13 protein-coding genes and 2 pseudogenes are annotated in these 17,816 nt (G+C 71.6%); 12 read left to right on the forward strand and 3 right to left on the reverse strand.

Annotated features, from left to right (window positions below; all coding sequences use genetic code 11):
- Positions 1 to 104: 104 nt before the first annotated feature.
- From argH to EF387_RS22115, 4 genes are all read left to right on the forward strand, one after another.
- Positions 105 to 1,538, forward strand: a complete 1,434-nt coding sequence (gene argH / locus EF387_RS22100; protein ID WP_128378337.1) for an argininosuccinate lyase — start codon at positions 105 to 107, stop codon at positions 1,536 to 1,538.
- 574 nt (positions 1,539 to 2,112) lie between these two features.
- Entirely contained in the window at positions 2,113 to 3,084 is a 972-nt protein-coding gene (locus EF387_RS22105) for an aldo/keto reductase (protein WP_128378338.1), read from the forward strand.
- A 113-nt stretch (positions 3,085 to 3,197) separates the two neighbouring features.
- Positions 3,198 to 3,749 carry a TetR/AcrR family transcriptional regulator gene (locus EF387_RS22110; protein ID WP_128378339.1) on the forward strand — a complete coding sequence of 184 codons (552 nt, stop codon included), beginning with the start codon at positions 3,198 to 3,200 and terminating at the stop codon, positions 3,747 to 3,749.
- The gene (locus EF387_RS22115; RefSeq protein WP_128378340.1) at positions 3,746 to 5,350 is read left to right on the forward strand and encodes an MFS transporter; all 1,605 of its coding nucleotides are present in this window, start codon (positions 3,746 to 3,748) and stop codon (positions 5,348 to 5,350) included. The genes EF387_RS22110 and EF387_RS22115 overlap by 4 nt, the downstream gene beginning before the upstream one ends.
- Before the next feature lie 39 nt (positions 5,351 to 5,389).
- On the opposite strand, the gene EF387_RS22120 is transcribed toward EF387_RS22115, so the two are convergent.
- On the reverse strand, positions 5,390 to 6,061 hold the full coding sequence (locus EF387_RS22120; protein WP_128378341.1) for a lysophospholipid acyltransferase family protein: 672 nt from the start codon (positions 6,059 to 6,061) through the stop codon (positions 5,390 to 5,392).
- Between the two features lie 366 nt (positions 6,062 to 6,427).
- Between EF387_RS22120 and EF387_RS22125 the strand changes: the two genes are divergently transcribed.
- The 3 genes from EF387_RS22125 (at position 6,428) to EF387_RS22135 (ending at position 8,884) form a co-directional block, all read left to right on the forward strand.
- Positions 6,428 to 7,618 carry a glycerophosphodiester phosphodiesterase gene (locus EF387_RS22125; protein WP_128378342.1) on the forward strand — a complete coding sequence of 397 codons (1,191 nt, stop codon included), beginning with the start codon at positions 6,428 to 6,430 and terminating at the stop codon, positions 7,616 to 7,618.
- Positions 7,619 to 7,827: 209 nt separating this feature from the next.
- Positions 7,828 to 8,340 carry an RNA polymerase sigma factor gene (locus EF387_RS22130; RefSeq protein WP_128378343.1) on the forward strand — a complete coding sequence of 171 codons (513 nt, stop codon included), beginning with the start codon at positions 7,828 to 7,830 and terminating at the stop codon, positions 8,338 to 8,340.
- 40 nt (positions 8,341 to 8,380) lie between these two features.
- Complete coding sequence (locus EF387_RS22135; RefSeq protein WP_128378344.1) at positions 8,381 to 8,884, forward strand: GNAT family N-acetyltransferase; 504 nt, start codon at positions 8,381 to 8,383, stop codon at positions 8,882 to 8,884.
- 36 nt (positions 8,885 to 8,920) lie between these two features.
- Here EF387_RS22135 and EF387_RS22140 read toward each other — a convergent pair whose 3' ends face one another.
- Entirely contained in the window at positions 8,921 to 9,379 is a 459-nt protein-coding gene (locus EF387_RS22140) for a hypothetical protein (RefSeq protein ID WP_238431635.1), read from the reverse strand.
- Position 9,380: 1 nt separating this feature from the next.
- Positions 9,381 to 9,740 (reverse strand): hypothetical protein, encoded by a 360-nt coding sequence (locus tag EF387_RS22145; protein WP_128378345.1) that lies wholly within the window; start codon positions 9,738 to 9,740, stop codon positions 9,381 to 9,383.
- A gap of 361 nt (positions 9,741 to 10,101) precedes the next feature.
- Here EF387_RS22145 and EF387_RS22150 point away from each other — a divergent pair.
- The 5 genes and pseudogenes from EF387_RS22150 to cobT all read left to right on the forward strand — a co-directional run.
- Positions 10,102 to 10,684 (forward strand): annotated as a pseudogene (locus EF387_RS22150) (ATP-binding cassette domain-containing protein); the annotation flags it as partial.
- Positions 10,675 to 11,198, forward strand: a pseudogene (locus EF387_RS22155) (MetQ/NlpA family ABC transporter substrate-binding protein); the annotation flags it as partial. The pseudogenes EF387_RS22150 and EF387_RS22155, both read left to right, overlap by 10 nt.
- A gap of 186 nt (positions 11,199 to 11,384) precedes the next feature.
- A complete protein-coding gene (locus tag EF387_RS22160) occupies positions 11,385 to 12,023 on the forward strand; it encodes a GNAT family N-acetyltransferase (RefSeq protein ID WP_162467187.1) in 639 nt (212 codons plus the stop codon).
- 116 nt (positions 12,024 to 12,139) lie between these two features.
- Positions 12,140 to 13,351, forward strand: a complete 1,212-nt coding sequence (cbiE, locus tag EF387_RS22165) for a precorrin-6y C5,15-methyltransferase (decarboxylating) subunit CbiE (protein WP_128378346.1) — start codon at positions 12,140 to 12,142, stop codon at positions 13,349 to 13,351.
- Between the two features lie 379 nt (positions 13,352 to 13,730).
- Positions 13,731 to 17,795: a nicotinate-nucleotide--dimethylbenzimidazole phosphoribosyltransferase gene (gene cobT / locus EF387_RS22170; RefSeq protein WP_128378347.1), complete on the forward strand. Its 4,065-nt coding sequence runs from the start codon at positions 13,731 to 13,733 to the stop codon at positions 17,793 to 17,795.
- Positions 17,796 to 17,816: the final 21 nt, after the last annotated feature.

Consider the following 17,816-nt stretch of genomic DNA (forward strand, 5'->3'; position numbering starts at 1 on the left):
AGCCCCGCACGGGGGCACCTCACAAGCACTAGCCTGACAACCGCCTCCTCACCCTGCCGTGAGGAGGCGGTGGCACATCGACACCTCTTCTAGGAGCAACGCAAGTGAGCAGCAACAGCGGCGACGTCCGTCTCTGGGGCGGCCGTTTCGCCGACGGCCCCGCCGAGGCCCTGGCGAAGCTGTCCGCGTCCGTCCACTTCGACTGGCGGCTCGCGCCGTACGACATCGCCGGATCCCGCGCCCACGCTCGTGTGCTCCACAAGGCGGGCCTGCTCACGGACGACGAACTGACCCACATGATCGAGGGACTCGACCGGCTCGAAGCGGACGTCGCCGAAGGCACCTTCGTGGGCACGATCGCCGACGAGGACGTCCACACGGCCCTCGAGCGCGGCCTCCTGGAGCGGCTCGGCCCCGACCTCGGCGGCAAGCTCAGGGCCGGCCGCTCCCGCAACGACCAGGTCGCCACCCTCTTCCGGATGTACCTGCGCGACCATGCCCGCACCATCGGCGGTCTGATCGCCGAGCTGCAGGACGCGCTGATCGGTCTGGCCGAGGCCCACCCGGACGTGGCCATGCCCGGCCGCACCCATCTCCAGCACGCCCAGCCGGTCCTCTTCGCCCACCACGTCCTCGCACACGTACAGTCCCTGTCCCGGGACGCCGAGCGCCTGCGCCAGTGGGACGAGCGGACGGCCGTGTCGCCGTACGGCTCGGGCGCGCTCGCGGGCAGCAGCCTCGGCCTCGACCCGGAGGCGGTCGCCAAGGACCTCGGCTTCGAGCACGGCAGCTCCGCCAACTCCATCGACGGCACGGCATCCCGCGACTTCGTCGCCGAGTTCGCCTTCATCACCGCGATGATCGGTGTCAACCTCTCCCGGATCGCGGAGGAGGTCATCATCTGGAACACGAAGGAGTTCTCCTTCGTCACCCTCCACGACGCCTTCTCCACCGGCTCGTCGATCATGCCGCAGAAGAAGAACCCGGACATCGCGGAGCTGGCGCGCGGCAAGTCGGGCCGTCTCATCGGCAACCTCACCGGCCTGATGGCGACCCTCAAGGCCCTGCCGCTCGCCTACAACCGCGACCTCCAGGAGGACAAGGAGCCGGTCTTCGACTCCATCGACCAGCTGGAGGTCCTGCTCCCGGCCTTCACCGGCATGATGGCGACGCTCACCGTCCACCGCGAGCGTATGGAAGAGCTGGCCCCGGCCGGGTTCTCCCTCGCCACCGACATCGCCGAGTGGCTGGTCAAGCAGGGCGTGCCGTTCCGCGTCGCGCACGAGGTCGCGGGCGAGTGCGTGAAGGCCGCCGAGGCCGAGGGCAAGGAGCTGGACCAGCTCACGGACGAGCAGTTCGCGAAGATCTCCGCCCACCTCACCCCCGAGGTGCGCACGGTCCTGAACGTCCCCGGCGCCCTGGCCTCCCGCAACGGCCGCGGAGGCACCGCTCCCACTGCGGTCGCCGTCCAGCTCGCCGAGGTAAAGGCGGACGTGGCGTCCCAGCACACATGGGCCACCGCCAAGCAGAAGAAGTAGGCGGGCAGAGAGGGAGAGCAGCGGAGCCGGGGGAGCGGGCGGGCGGCCACGCGAGCCTTCCGGGGGGCGACGGAGGGCGCGGAAGGCACGTGCGGCGTGGTGGGCCCCGGTATCCGCGGCGCGGTGGGCCGGCACGCGCGCGGCGGACCGTGGAACGCACGCGGTATGTGTGGTGCGTGGGCCGGCACGCGTGCGCCGGAGCGCGGAAGGCACGTGCGGCGTGGTGGGCCGCGGTATCCGCGGCGCGGTGGGCCGGCACGCGCGCGGCGGACCGCGGAAGGCCCGGCGGGGCACGCACGCGGCGAACCGCGGACCCACGCGGCATGCGCGGCGCGGCGGACGCGGACCCACGCGGCGCGGCGAACCGCGGAACCCACGCGGCGCGGCGAACCGCGGAACCCACGCGGCATGCGCGGATTGGCGGACCGCGAGCGCACGCGGCAGTTTGGCCCGGTGAGCCGCGGTGCGTGCCGTGGTGTGCGCGGCCCGGTGGGCCTGGATCGGCTCTCACAGGCGCACCGCGGGTTACGTTGGTCGGCAGCGCAAGGAGCCGACCGAACGGAGTGGAGCCGCGATGCCTTTCGCCCGCCTCGCCTCAGCAACGACTCCCACCTGCCACATCGGCCTCGGCCTCGCCGCCGTCGGCCGCCCCGGCTACATCAACCTCGGCCGTGAGCGGGACCTCCCGGCCGACCGCAGTGTCGAGGCCCTGCGTGAGCGCACCCACGAACTCCTCGACGCCGCCTACGCACAGGGCGTGCGCTACTTCGACGCGGCCCGCTCCTACGGCCGCTCCGAGGAGTTCCTCGCCGGCTGGCTGACCGCCCGGCCCGACGTCACCGACGTGGTCATCGGCAGCAAGTGGGGGTACACCTACACGGCCGCCTGGCGTACGGACGCCGAGGCGCACGAGATCAAGGATCACAGCCTCGCCACCTTCGAACGGCAGCGCGCCGAGACCGCCGAACTGCTCGGTGACCGGCTCGACCTCTACCAGATCCACTCGGTGACCCCGGACAGCCCCGCCCTCACCGACAAGGAACTCCACGCCAGGCTGGCCGAGGCCGCCGCGCAGGGTGTCACCATCGGCTTCTCCACCAGCGGGCCCGCCCAGGCGGAGGCGATCCGCGCCGCGCTCGGCGTGACGGTGGACGGCGAGCCCCTCTTCCGCACCGTGCAGTCGACGTACAACGTGCTGGAGACCTCCGCCGGACCCGCGCTCGCCGAGGCGCACGACGCCGGGCTCACGGTGATCGTCAAGGAGGGGATGGCCAACGGCCGACTGGCCGGCGAGAACGCACCGGCCGCCGTACGCGACGTCGCCGAGGCGGAGGGACTCGGTGCCGACGCGGTCGCGCTCGCGCTGGTCCTGCGGCAGCCGTGGGCGGGAGTCGTGCTGTCCGGCGCCGCCACCGTCACCCAGCTCGCCTCCAATCTCCACGCACCGGTCGTCGACCTCGACGAAGAGCAACTCGCCCGCCTCGCCGGACTGGCCGAGGAACCGACCGCGTACTGGGAGCGTCGGGGACAACTCCCCTGGCACTGATCGAACACGAACGGTAACAATCAGCCCGTCAAAAGGGAGAATTCTGGAACATTTCTGGCTATTTGTATACCCAGGGTGAGACATTGATGTATCAAATGCGCTAGTTTTGTGTCATGGCCGTCGACCGTGACCACGTACTCCGCAGCGCAGCCGCCCTCCTCGCCCGGAAATCCACCGCCACCATGGACGAGGTCGCCAAGGCGGCCGGGATCAGCCGGGCCACGCTGCACCGCCAGTTCTCCGGGCGCGACGCCCTGGTGCGGGCGCTCGAGTCGCTCTGCATCGCGGAGTGCGAGGCGGCACTCGACGCGGCCCGGCTCGAAGAAGGCTCCGTCCAGGGCGCCCTGCGCCGGATCGTGGTGGAGATCGAACCGGTCGCCGGACTGCTCGCCTTCCTCTACACGGAAAGCCAGCTGTTCGAGGGCGAGGGGCAGAACGAGGGCTGGACCAAGGTGGACGCGCGGATCGCCGCCCTGTTCCGGCGCGGTCAGGAGAACGGCGAACTACGAATCGACCTGACTCCCGCCTGGCTCACCGAAGCGCTGTACGGACTGGTCGCCTCGGCGGCCTGGGCCGTGCAGGAAGGCCGGGTCGCGGCCCGCGAGTTCCCGTACATGATCGTCGAGCTGCTGCTCGGCGGAGCACTCAGAAGAGAGGAATCATGACCATCATCGTGCAGCCGGCGCCCGTGGCGGAGGTGGACCGGAGCCGCAGCCGCTGGCTCGGCCTCGCCGTCCTCGTCCTCGCCGTGCTGCTGGTGGCCGTCGACGCCACCGTGCTCGGTGTCGCGACCCCCTACATCGGCGAGGACCTGCACCCCTCCGGCACCCAGATGCTGTGGATAGGTGACGTCTACTCGTTCGTCATCGCGGGACTGCTCGTCTCCATGGGCAGCCTCGGTGACCGCATAGGCCGCAAACGGCTACTGCTCGTGGGCGCGACCGTGTTCGGCGCGGTCTCCGTGCTCAGCGCCTACGCGACCTCCGCGGAACTGCTGATCCTGTCCCGGGCGCTGCTCGGCGTCGCCGGCGCGACCCTGATGCCCTCCACCCTCGCCCTGATCCGCAACATCTTCCACGACCCGCGGGAGCGCAGCCTCGCCATCGGCATCTGGGGAGCCATGGCCTCAGCAGGCACCGCGATCGGCCCGATGGCGGGAGGTTTCCTGCTCGAACACTTCTGGTGGGGCTCGGTCTTCCTCGCCAACCTGCCCGTGATGATCGTGCTCGTCGTCGTCGGCATCAAGGTGCTGCCCGAATCCCGGAACCCCGATCCCGGACCGTGGGACCTGCCCAGCATCGGACTCTCGCTCGTCGGCCTGATCGGTGTCGTGTACGCGATCAAGGAGCTGGCCGCGCAGGGTCCTTCGGATGACACGGCCGTCGCCGCCGTGCTGGGGGCGGGGGCGCTGTACGGCTTCGTACGCCGCCAGCTCACCCTGCCCAAGCCCCTGCTGGACATGCGGCTGTTCCACAACCGGGGCTTCTCCGGGGCGGTCCTGGCGGACCTGCTGACCGTCCTCGGCATGTCGGGACTGGTCTTCTTCCTCTCGCAATACCTGCAACTCGTCCAGGGCATGGGCCCGTTCGAGGCGGGACTGGGCGAGGTGCCGGCAGCCGTGGGCGCGGTCGCCACCGGACTGGTCGCGGGCGCGGCCGCCCGCCGGTTCTCCGTGCGCTCGGTCGTCGCGGGCGGACTGGCCACGGTGGGCCTCGCCCTGGCCTCGCTCACCCTGATCGGCCAGCACACCGGCTTCACCACGCTCGGCACCGTACTGCTGGTCGTCGGCGCCGGCGCGGGCTTCTCGTTCACCGTGACCGCCGACGTGATCCTCTCGAGCGTGCCCAAGGAGCAGGCGGGCGCCGCGTCCGCGGTCTCCGAGACGGCCTATGAACTCGGTGCGGCCCTCGGTATCGCGCTGCTCGGTTCCGTCATGACGGGGGTGTACCGGGGCTTCGAGGCGCCGGCCGGCACGCCCGCCGCGGCCCACGAGTCGCTCGGCGGCGCAGTGGAAGCCGCGGATGGGCTGCCCGCGCCCGCGGCCGAGGCACTGCTGGAATCAGCGCGCGAGGCCTTCGTGGACGGGCTACGGCTCGCGACGGGCGCCGGCGCGGCGGTGCTGCTGCTGGCCGCCGTCGCAGCCTGGTACCTGCTGCGCGGCCTGCGGCTGAACACCGAGGGTGAGAGCACGGCCGAGGACCCGAAGCCCTTCACCACCGACGGACCCGACGACGCGGCGCTGCCGCAGCTCCAGCCCGCCGGTTGAGCCCCGGACGGAGACCGCACGTGAAGCCGGCCCGAGGAATCAGGCGGCCTTGGCCTTCGTGGCGTACATGTCGACGTACTCCTGGCCGGACAACCGCATGACCTCGGTCATCACCGAGTCGGTCACGGCCCGCAGCACATAGCGGTCGCGGTCCATTCCCTCGTACCGGGAGAACTCCATCGCCTCCCCGAAGCGGACCGTGACCCGGCCGGGGCGCGGGATACCGGCGCCGCCCGGCTGCAGCTTGTCCGTGCCGATCATCGCGAACGGGACCACCGGGGCGCCGGTCATCAGGGTGAGGCGGGCGATGCCGGTGCGGCCCCGGTACAGGCGGCCGTCGGGGGAGCGGGTGCCCTCCGGGTAGATGCCGAAGATCCTGCCCTCCTCCAGCACCCGGCGGCCGGTCATCAGTGCCGCCACCCCGCCGCTCGCGCCGTCCCGGTCGACCGGGATCATGCCGACGCCGGTGAAGAACCACGCCATCAGGCGTCCCTTCAGGCCCTTGCCGGTGACGTACTCGTCCTTGCCGATGAAGAACACCTGGCGTTTGGTCACCAGGGGCAGCACGATCGAGTCGATGAACGTGAGGTGGTTGCCGGCGAGGATCACCGGGCCGTCGCCGGGGATGTGCTCCGCACCTTCCACCCGTGGGCGGAACATCAGGCGCATGATCGGTCCGAGCACTGCCTTGATGAGCACGAAGCGGGACAACGGGCCCTCCGGTGTCAAGGGGATGTCGACGGGTGCTGCATGAGTCTGTGCAGGTGAGAAGGATACTCGCGGCCATCGTGGCGGTGCACATCGGCTTCACCGAGTGGATACGCACAATTGACCGATGTTTACCTAGGGGGGTTCCCCGTTGCCCGGATGACATCCCATCGTGACGATGTGAACAAGACCGACGGTGTGTGGGGTGGTCTGCCCCCATGTTACTGACGCCCCATCAGCAACCATGCCCCCACAAGCCATTAAGCGTCACCCTCCCGTTCCGCCTCAGGTCTCCCACCGGTCACACCCGCCCACCTAGGATCGTCCCGCCTTGACAGGTCCAGGCCGTGTTCGGCGGGAGGAGCGCTCATGGGGACGCAGGGGTCGGAGTCGCAGGATTCGGAGTCGTACGGGGCGCGACCGAGGTCACGGGGGACCGGCCGTCGGGCGCTGCTCGGGGCCGCGGTGCTCGGCGCGGGCGGAGCCGTCGTGGGGCTGCCCGGGACCGCCGGAGCCGACACCCGGCAGGGCGGCGGCTACCGGAGCCTGCCCAAGCCGACCGTCATCGCGCACCGCGGCGCCAGCGGCTACCGGCCGGAGCACACCCTCGGCTCCTACCAACTCGCCGTTGACATGGGCGCGGACGTGATCGAGGCCGGCGACCTGGTGCCGACCAAGGACGGCCACATCGTCTGCCGGCACGAACCCGAGATCGGCGGGACGACGGACGTCGCGTCGCACCCCGAGTTCGCGAGCCGGAAGACCACCAAGCTCCTGGACGGCGTCTCCGTCACCGGCTGGTTCACCGAGGACTTCACGCTCGCCGAGCTGAAGACCCTGCGCGCGGTCGAGCGCATCCCGGCAAACCGCCCGCACAACACCCTCTACAACGGACGCTGGGAGATCCCCACCTTCGAAGAGGTCCTGAAGTGGCAGGACGAGCAGACCCGCAAGCGCGGCAAGCAGGTCTGGATCTACCCCGAGACCAAGCACCCCACCTACTTCCGCAAGCTGGGCCTCGGTCTTGAGGAGCGGGTCGCGAAGCTGCTGCGCAGGTACGGCAAGGACAGGAAGAACTCGCCCGTCATCCTGCAGTCCTTCGAGCCGAGCAGCATCCAGCGGTTCGACAAGCTGGTCGGCAACCCGCTGGTGGTGCTCCTGTCCGGTGCGAGCACCCGCCCCTGGGACTTCGTCGAGGCGGGCGACCCGCGCACCGTGGCCGACCTCGTCAAGCCGGCGGGTCTGAAGGAGATCGCCACGTACGCGCAGGGCATCGGCCCCACCCTGGACCTGATCATCCCGAGGGACTCGAGCGGCAACCTCACCACGCCCACCACCCTCGTCAGGGACGCGCACGCGGAGGGCCTGATCCTGCACCCGTACACCATGCGCAACGAGAACCCCTTCCTGCCCGCGAACTTCCGCAAGGGCACGGACGCGGACGCGTACGGGGATGCCTTCGGCGCCTTCAGGACGTACTTCGCGACCGGGATCGACGGAGTCTTCACCGACCACCCCGACACCGGTCTCCTCGCCCGCGCGGACTTCCTCAAGGGCTGAGCGTCAACCGCCCCGGAGCGGAACGACGCGGGCAGCGGCCGGAAACAACGGCCGGAACGACGCGGGCAGCGTTCGGAAACAACGGCCGGAACGACGCGGGCAGCGTTCGGAACGACGGCGAGCGTCAACCGCGAAGTGACCCACACCAGTTGGAGTGACAGCGCCCCGCCCCGGCAACCCCGGGGCGGGGCGGCCGCGTCCCGCCGGGCATGAGCCCCGACATGGTTGCCACGCTCCGACCCCTCCTCGCCGCGGAGGCCTCGGCCGAAGCACCCGGCTCCGGCTCCGACCCGGGTGATCTGGAACAGGCCGTCTGGGTGCGCCTGCTGGAGCGACTGGAGGCGGAAGGCCCGCCGGCCGACCCCCAGCGCTGGCTGCGCCGCGCCGTCCGCTCCGAGGCACGCCGCAGCCGGCGGACGGCCCGCCGTGAACTCCCGTACCCCGCGGAGCCCGGTGACTTCGCCCGCCCCGGACCGGAACAGATCGCGCTCACCGCGGCCCGCCGCCGTGCCCTGCACGCCGCCGTCCCCCGGCTGCCCGGCCGCTGCCCGCGCCTGCTGGCCGCCCTGCTTTCCCCACAGGACCTGACCTACCGCGAGATCGCAGGAGAGTTGGGTATCTCACAGGGCAGTCTGGGTCCGGAACGTTCCCGATGTCTGGGATGTCTGCGCAGAATGCTTGCCGCCGAGGTTGCGCCAGGTGAACCGCGGGGAAAGGAGTGAGGGACAACCGGCCTGACAGGTGAGCGGGAGGCATGCACACATGGGCATGAGCGTGACCATCTCTGCGGCGACCGAGCGGGACGCCGAGCAGATCCTGAAGTTGCAGTTCCTCTGCTACCAGAGCGAGGCCGAACTGTACGGGGACTACTCCATCGAGCCCCTCACCCAGCCGCTCGACTCCCTCAAGGGCGAACTGGAAAGCGGCACCGTACTGGTGGCCCGGCTCGGCGCAGAGGTAGTGGCCTCGGTGCGCGGCGCGGTCGACGCCGACGGCACGGCCCGCATCGACAAGCTGATCGTCCACCCCCGGATGCAGGGCCACGGCCTGGGCGGACGGCTGCTCGCGGCCATCGAGGAGCGGCTGCGCACCGAGGGCGCGGCCAAGCGCTTCCAGCTCTTCACCGGCCACCGCAGCGAGCACAACCTCCGCCTCTACCGCAAACACGGCTACGCCACGGTCTCGTCCGAGCGCGTCCACGACCGCCTCACGCTGGTGACCATGGCGAAGGGCGCCCACGCGGAGGCCTTCGTCGCGAGCGCCTAGGAACACGGGTGTCCTGAGAACACCCGCCGGCACCCGCTACGGGTTCCGGCGGGCCTTGCGCAGCCAGTACATGGCCGACACCGGCAGCAGCACCGGGATGAAGAGGTAGCCCATGCCGTAGTCGGACCAGACGGTCGCGTCGGGGAAGGCGGACGGTTCCACCAGCGTCCAGGTGCCCACGATCAGTACGCCGGCGAGTTCGGCGGCGCAGCAGACCAGAGCGGCCTTCCGCGCCGTCTCGCCACCGCGGACGAGCGAGTACGTGATGAACCCGTACACGACGCCCGCGACCGCGGAGAGCGAGTAGGCCAGCGGGGCATGGTCGAACTCGGTGGCGATCTGCACCACGGAACGCGAGACGGCGCCGACGACCATGACGCCGTAGAGCCAGACCAGCAGCAGGCCGGGCCCGCGGATCAGCCGTGTCCGCGTGGGCCGGTCCGTCGCGGGCTCGTTCCGCCGGGGCCCCGCCCCGTTCTCCTTGGTGGCCGTCATCTCAGCCTCCCCAGATGTCGTAGAGCCGCACTTGGAGGACGGCGAGGACGATCCCGCCCGCCGCCACGGTGATCGAGCCCCAGCGGGTGCGCTCGGCCAGTGACATGAACCCGGCGGCGGGGATGCACGCGAAGGCGCCCAGCAGATACGCCACGAAGATCGTCGTGCCCTGCTCCGGCTGCTCGCCGCGCGCCAGCTGCACGATGCCGACCCCCAGCTGCACCAGCGCGAGGAGCGACACCACGGCCATGCCGATGAAGTGCCAGTCCTTGGTCGGCTGATCGCGGTAGGCGGCCCAGCCGCACCAGGCGGCGAGCAGGAGCGCGGCGACGGCGGTCGCCACGGTCAGAGCAGCAAGCATGCGGCGACCCTATTACGGCCCAAACGACCCCTTGCGCGCACCCCCGAGCCGTATACGGCCGCCGCCCGGCCGGCGTGGCATTGACCACAGCCCCCGAAGGCGGCACACCGGCGCCGAGGCCTTCGCACACGATCTCCTGTCGCCGTCCGTGCTGGTCACGACAGAAAGCGTCGATCCATCGGGGACCGGCAGGAGACCGTCCACCACTGTCCACATGTCGGACAGTGTATGCCGGGTCCCGTCGTAACGTCTCATTTACTTGCGGCATGACCACGACGAACAGCCGCACCCCGGCGACCGAGGCGACCATGACGCCCGGAGCGCGCTGTATGTGTCGTCCGTGTCGAATGTGCGCCTTCTTGACCTCACCGCGCTCGCCGGGCCCGGCCCCCGCGCCGGCCGGGAACCGCGCCGGGCGCGCAGCCGTATCGGCATGGTCTTCCAGCACTTCAACCTGCTGTCCGCGCGCGCCGTCCAGGAAACGTCGAGCTGCCGCTGGAGATCCTCGGAATCTCGGGGAAGGAACGCTCCCGCAAGGCGCTGGAACTGCTCGAACTGGTCGGTCTCTCCGACCAGGCCAGGGCCTACCCCGCCCAGCTCTCCGGCGGCCAGAAGCTGGGGGTCCCCCCAGGCCTTTGAGGCGCTGGGGGAGCGTCGGCGTCGCCCGCGCCCTCGCCGGCGACCCCGAGGTGCTGCTCTCCGACGAGGCCACCAGCGCGCTCGACCCGGAGACCACCCGCTTCATCCTGCAGTTGCTGCGCGACCTCAACCGGCAGCTCGGCCTGACCGTCCTGCTCACCACGCACGAGATGGACGTGGTCAAGCCCGTCTGCGACTCGGCCGCCCTCATGGAGCGGGGCCGCATCGTGGAGTCCGGCACGGTCGGTGAACTGCTCGCCGGCCCCGGCTCCGAACTGGCGGGCGCCCTCTTTACAAGAAGCGGGGCACCCACATTGCGCCCGTCGCCACCGTGCACCTGGAGCCGCTCGGCCTCTACTCGAACAAGGCCGAGAAGGCCGACGAGCTGCAGAGCGGTGCGACGGTCGCCGTCCCCAACGACACCGTCAACGAGGGCCGGGCGCTGAAGCTCCTCGCGCGAACGGGCTCATCACCCTCAAGGACGGCGTGGGCGACGACGCCACCCCCAAGGACATCGCGAAGAACCCGAAGAACCTCAAGTTCAAGGAGCTGGAGGCGGCCCGGACCCCGCGCTCACTCGACGACGTCGACGCGGCCGTCGTCAACGGCAACTACGCCATCGAGGCCGACCTCAAGCCCGCCGAGGACGCCCTCGTCCTCGAGTCCCCCGACAACAACCCCTACGGCAACTTCCTCGCCGTCAAGGAGGGCAACGAGGACGACCCGCGGGTGAAGAAGCTGGCCGAACTCCTCACCTCGCCCCAGGTGAGGAAGTACATCGAGGACACCTACGACGGATCGGTCCTCGCGTCCTCCTGAGGACCGTCCCGCCGAACCGAGGACCTTCTTCCGCGGGCCCGCCGGAACGGCCCCGCCGCCGCACCGCACCGGGGGTCCCCGCGCGCGAACGCGCGAGGATCCCACGGCGTCCCCGTGGTGCGATTACGCGCCCCGATGCTGCATGCTGGGGCATTCAGCAGGCCTCTGAGGGTTACGGAGCGGCGCATGACTACCACCTTCCCCGACATCTCCATCAGTACGGAGCGGTTGGTGCTGCGCGCGCTCGACGAGCCCGACGCACCCGCCCTCGCCGAGATGATGAACGACGAGCAGGTCGCCGCCTGGACCGCGGTGCCCCAGCCCTACGGCGAGGACCAGGCCCACGCCTGGATCACCGAGCAAGCCCCCGCCCGGCGCACCGCGGGCCGCGGCATCGACTTCGCCGTCACCGAGTTCCTCACCCAACGCCTGGTCGGCGTGGTTCGGTTGAGCAAGGCCGACTGGCGGGTGCGGTCGATGGAGATGTCGTACATCATCGCCCCCTGGGCCCGCGGCGAGGGCTATGCCTCCGAAGCGGCCCTCGCGACCGCCCAATGGCTCTTCCGAGACCAGAAGTTCGAGCGCATCGAACTGCGCACCGCCGCCGACAACACCGCCTCCCAGCAGGTGGCCCAGAAGATCGGCTGTATCAGCGAGGGCGTGCTGCGGGGTGCCTGCATAGCCCGGACTCGCACCGAGACCGGCGGCTGGGCCGATCTGCGCACCGACTTCATCGTGTGGAGCCTGCTGCCCGAGGACCTGGAAGGCGTCGCCGAACAACACGCGGACTCCGACGGTTTCACGTCGTTCGCGGACTGGAACTGAACGGTCGCCGAACCGCCCGGCCCAGCCCGCCCTCTTCGCCGGAGGATTCGCCAGGTACCCTCTCGGTGCTGCGCCTTCCCTGACGACCTGCGCAAAACCCCTGGAGACTGACGACGATGGCCGATCGGGTCACGGTGATCGGCTGGGACGGCTCGCCCCTGACCGCCGCGGCGCGCGCCGCCCTCGGCGCCGCCACGCTGGTGGCCGGCGCGGGCCATCACCTGGCGCTGCCCGAGGTTCCCCTGGCCGCCGAGCGCATCCGGCTCGGCAGTGTCGCCCTCGCCGCCCGCCGCATCGCCGCGCACCGCGGCACCGCCGTGGTCCTCGCCGACGGCGATCCCGGCTTCTTCGGCGTCGTCCGCACCCTGCGCGCGCCCGAGTTCGGCCTGGAGGTCGAGGTCGTCCCGGCCGTCTCGTCGGTGGCCGCCGCCTTCGCGCGCGCCGGGATGCCCTGGGACGACGCCCAGGTCGTGGTCGCCCACCGGCGTACCCTGCGCCGCGCCGTCAACGTCTGCCGCGCCCACGGCAAGGTCGCGGTCCTGACCTCGCCCGGCGCCGGTCCCGCCGAACTCGGCCTCCTCCTTGAAGGGGTGCACCGCACCTTCGTGATCTGCGAGGAACTCGGCACCGAGCGCGAACAGGTCACCATCGTCAGCTCAGACAAGGCCGCCGACCACACCTGGCGCGACCCCAACGTCGTCATCGTCATCGGCGGCCCCGTCGTCCCCTCGCAGAACGGCGGCTGGATCGCCGGCCGCGACCCCGGCACCGGCCCGCGCGGCTGGGCGCTGCCCGCCGGGGAGTACGGCGGCCGGCTGCAGGAGGGCGAGACCGATCTCCTGCGCGCCGCCCAACTCGCCCACCTGGGACCGCGCACCGGCGACCTCGTCTGGGACATCGGCTCCGGCAGCGGCGCGTTCGCCACGGAGGCGGCGCGCTGCGGTGCCGCCGTCATCGCCGTCGACCGGGACGTGGCCGCCTGCGCCCGCACGGACGCCGCCGGCCGCCGCTTCGGCGTGCAGCTCCACATCGTGCACGGTGTCGCCCCGCACGCCCTGGAGAACCTTCCCGAGCCCGATGTCGTACGGGTCGGGGGCGGCGGTGCCGCCGTCGTCTCGGCCGTCGCGGACCGGCGCCCGCAGCGGATCGTCACGCACGCCGCGAACCGTGACGCGGCCGAACTCATCGGGCGCGACCTGACCGAGCACGGTTACCACGTCGAGTGCGCACTCCTGCAGTCCGTGGAACTCGACACCAAGCTCTGGACGGAGAAGGAACGGAGCGTCGCGTTCCTGCTCACGGGCCGTCTGCCCGACCTGGCGCCGTGACCCTCCGGACCCCGGACCGATCTCGCCCCGCGATCCTCGGACGCCGTCTTGCGCGGTAGGCTGGCCGATCGTTGTACTGCACTAGGACGACAGGCAGTTCGTCGTTCAATGTCCTAAAAGCGCGCCCGGTTTGTGGTGCGTTGTGGTACGGCAGGATCGAAGGACGCGGCAACGTCGCGGCAACGTGGCGCAGTCCACAGCAGACCGTGGCGGATGGAGGTGCCCAGGGGGCGGACCGGCGGCGACAATGCCATTCAGTGGCTTTGTCGACTGAACTGTTCGTGCCGGACGGCAGGAAGGCTCGTTCTTCATACGGGCGGTGGTGCGCCGCCCCGGACGAGCTGGTTGCAGGAGCACAACCGATGGGCGAGGGGTACGCATGACCGACACCGGCCAGGTCCCGGGCGAGGGACTGCCGGAGAACGCAGGCATGGGGGAACCGCCGGGCGTCTCCACACCGACCGCGTACACCTTCCTCGACCCCACCGAGAACACCATGGACGACGACGACCTCCTGCTCCTGCCCGGCGCCCAGGGAGCCTGGGTGGACTCCCCACCGGCGCACGCGGCGGCGCCCGGACACGACGGCGCCGCTCAGGCGGGCGCCGTGGCACACACTCCACCGGGCGGTCAGGCGCAGGGCGGTCAGGCGCAGGGTGGTACGGGGCAGGGCGAAACGGTGCAGGGTGGCTGGCCCTCGGCCGAGCAGGGCCAGGCGGCCCCCACCCCGCACGGGGCGCATGGGGCTCCCGCGGCACACGAGCCGGGTCCGCACGAGACGGCCGGCCGGGACAGCGGCTCGGTCGACGTGAGCGCCGTCCGTACACCGCCGCCCGCCGCAACACCCACCCCGCCGCCGGCTCCGCGCCGCCCACTGCACCTGGGGCCGCCCACCCCGGACAGCACCGGCAGCCTGGTCCGCTCGCTCGCCGACCGCGGTCCGGCCGGGGCACCCGTACGCCCCATGGGACCGCCCACGACCGGGCCCGAGTACCTGGACGTCCCGCGCGACACCGTGCACGCTTCCAGGACGCTGCACCCCGCGCCCCAGCACGCGGAGGTGCCGTCGCAGGGCGGTACGCCCTGGGGTGCGCCAACGAATGCAGAAACGGTCGTGCCCGGGGGCGAAGAGGCCCCCGCCGAGGCGCAGAACGTACCGAACGCGCCGGCCGCGCAGTCTCCTGGGGCGGGCGTACAGGCTTCTGGGGCGGGTGCGCAGGCTCCTGAGGCGGACGTGCAGGTTCCTGAGGCGGGCGTGCAGGTCGCTGATGCGGCGGAGGCCGTGGTCGCCCCCGAGGCCGGGGAGCCGGTCACCTTCCCGGACGCCGCCGCGGACACCCACAGCTCCCCGGACGCGGAGCCCGCGGCGGACACCGAGGAGCCGACCGCGCACGGCGAAGCACAGGAGCAACCGCACACCGCCGACGCGCACTTCGCGCAGGCCGAAGTGCCCCACCACGTGCCGGCTGACGGTGAGGTGCAAGTCGCCGAAGCCGCGGGAGACATGGCACACGGCGGTCCGCAACTGCCCCCGCAGGACGCCGGTCTGCCCGTGCAGCCCGCGGACGTGGTGCAGTCGACGTACCCCGCCGAAACCGGCCTCTCCGCCGAGGCCGCGTTCAGCCCCGAAGCCGCACGGTTCGCGCAGTTTGCGGACACCGCGCAGCAGGCCCACCCCGCCGAGGCCGGGGACCTGGTACCGGACGGGGAGCCGCCGCGGTTCGCCGAGGCAGAGACGGCACCGCACATCGCCGATGACGCTTCGGCCGAGCCGTTCGCGGAAGCCGAAGCCCTGCCACTCGCCGAGGCGCAGCAGCCGGAGGCCTACGGCGAGGTTCCGCAGCAGCCCGAGTCCGTGACCGCGGTCGCCGAACCGCCGGCCCCGGCGGACACGGACACGGGCGTGGATGCGGACCCCGTCCCGGTAGAGCTCGCCGTGGCGGCGGCCCCGGACGCCCAAGAGACGGCCACCCAGACCCCGTCCCCGGCGGCCCCGGACTCGGGTCCGCAGTTCACCCAGGTCGTGGACCACGCGCAGCACGCCGCCCCGGAGGGCCTCCAGACGGCCCCCGAGCCCGCGCCCGCCGAGACCGAACCGGCAGTGGAGGCCCCCGAGCCCGCACTCGCGGAGCCACAGATCACGGACGCGCAGACCGCGGAGCCACAGATCACGGACGCGCAGAACGCGGAGCCACAGATCACGGACGCGCAGAACGCGGAGCCACAGATCACGGACGCGCAGAACGCGGAGCCGCAGGCCGTGCAGCCGGAGGCCGCCGAGCCGCAGGTCGTAGACCCGGAAGCCGTACAGCCGGAAGCCGTACAGCCGGAAGCCCCTGAGCTGGACGCGGCCCCCGAGCCCGCCCCCGACCCCGTGGCCGCTGCGGAGACCCATTCGACCCCGGAGCCCACGGCGACCGAGGAATGCACGGACAGCACCGAGGAACCCACCGACAGCGCCGAAGAGAGCGCGGAAAGCTTCGAGACGGCCACGGACAACACCGACAGTACGGACAGCACGAACACCATGGACGACCCCGTACGCGTTCCCGCTCAGCGTGAGGCGGAGCAGCCGGCCCCGGCGGCACCTGACGTGCCGGAGCCGACCGTCGGGGAACCCCTGGTGGCACAGCAGGCGGAGGACCTGGAGACCAGGGCCGCCGAAACGGAAGAGAGCGCGGCCGCGGTGGCTGAGACGACGGAACCCCCCGGCCCTGCCGCGCCGGGCTACGCCGAGGCGGAGCGCGAGGCGGTGCTGCGCGTGATGCGCGAGCGCCGCGACATTCGCAACGGCTTCCGCAGCGACCCCATCCCGCACGACGTCCTGCTGCGCGTCCTGGAGGCCGCCCACACGGCCCCCTCGGTCGGCCACTCCCAGCCCTGGGACTTCGTCGTCATCCGCTCCGCCGACACCCGGCGCACGATGCACGAACTCGCCATGCGCCAGCGCGACGCGTACGCGAAGTCGCTGCCGAAGGGCCGCGCGAAGCAGTTCAAGGAACTGAAGATCGAGGCCATCCTCGACACGCCGGTGAACATCGTGGTCACCGCCGACCCGACGCGCGGCGGCCGGCACACCCTGGGCCGGCACACGCAGCCGCAGATGGCGCCCTACTCCTCCGCGCTCGCGGTCGAGAACCTCTGGCTCGCCGCGCGCGCCGAGGGCCTCGGCGTCGGCTGGGTCAGCTTCTTCGACGAGCGGGAGATGGTCCGCACGCTCGGTCTGCCCGAGCACCTGGAGGTCGTCGCTTATCTGTGCGTCGGGTACGTGGACGAGTTCCCTGAGGAGCCCGAGCTGATGCAGGCGGGCTGGTCCAAGCGCCGCCCGCTGTCCTGGGTGGTGCACGAGGAGACGTACGGCCGCCGCGCCCTGCCCGGTGAGGAGCCGCACGACCTGCTCGCCGAGACCGTCTCCAACATCCGCCCGCTGGACGCCAAGGCGCTCGGCGAGGCGTGGGAGCGGCAGAAGCGGATGACCAAGCCCGCGGGCGCGCTCGGCATGCTGGAGATCATCTCCGCGCAGCTCTCGGGGCTGTCCAGGCAGTGCCCGCCGCCGATCCCGGAACCCGCCGCCGTCGCGATCTTCGCGGGCGACCACGGTGTGCACGCGCAGGGCGTCACCCCTTGGCCGCAGGAGGTCACTGCGCAGATGGTCGCCAACTTCCTGGGCGGGGGAGCGGTCTGCAACGCCTTCGCCAACCAGGTCGGCGCCGAGGTCTGCGTCGTCGACGTGGGCGTCGCGTCGGACCTCCCGGCCACCCCGGGCCTTCTCCCGCGCAAGGTCAGGGCCGGCACGGCCGACATGACTGCCGGTCCCGCGCTGACCCGGGAGGAGGTCAAGAAGGCCATCGAGGTCGGCATCGAGACGGCCCGCGACCTGGTCGCGGCCGGCAACAAGGCCCTCCTCACCGGCGAGATGGGCATCGCGAACACGACCGCCTCGGCGGCCCTGATCGCGGTCTTCACCGACACGGATCCCTCCGAGGTCACGGGCCGGGGCACGGGCATCAACGACGAGACGCTGGCCCGCAAGACCGAGGTGGTGCGCCGCGCCATCGAACTCCACCAGCCGGACCCGGCCGACCCCATCGGCGTCCTCGCCGCGTTCGGCGGCCTGGAACACGCCGCGATGGTGGGACTGCTGCTGGGCGGGGCGTCCCTGCGTACGCCGGTGATCCTGGACGGCGTCAGCGCGGGCGCCGCCGCCCTCGTGGCCCGCGCCATCGCCCCCGAGGTCCTGGCGGCCTGCATCGCAGGCCACCGCAGCGCCGAACCGGGCCATGTGGCGGCCCTGAAGAAACTGGGCCTGCGTCCCCTGGTGGACCTGGACCTCCGCCTGGGGGAGGGCACGGGCGCCCTGCTGGCCCTCCCGGTGGTCCAGAGCGCGGCGAGAGCCATGCACGAGGTGGCGACGTTCGACTCGGCGGGCGTCACCGAGAAGTAGGCGGCGTCACTTGGCAGTAGA

It is taken from the genome of Streptomyces cavernae, from assembly GCF_004023625.1.
In the GTDB taxonomy this organism is placed as follows: domain Bacteria; phylum Actinomycetota; class Actinomycetes; order Streptomycetales; family Streptomycetaceae; genus Streptomyces; species Streptomyces cavernae.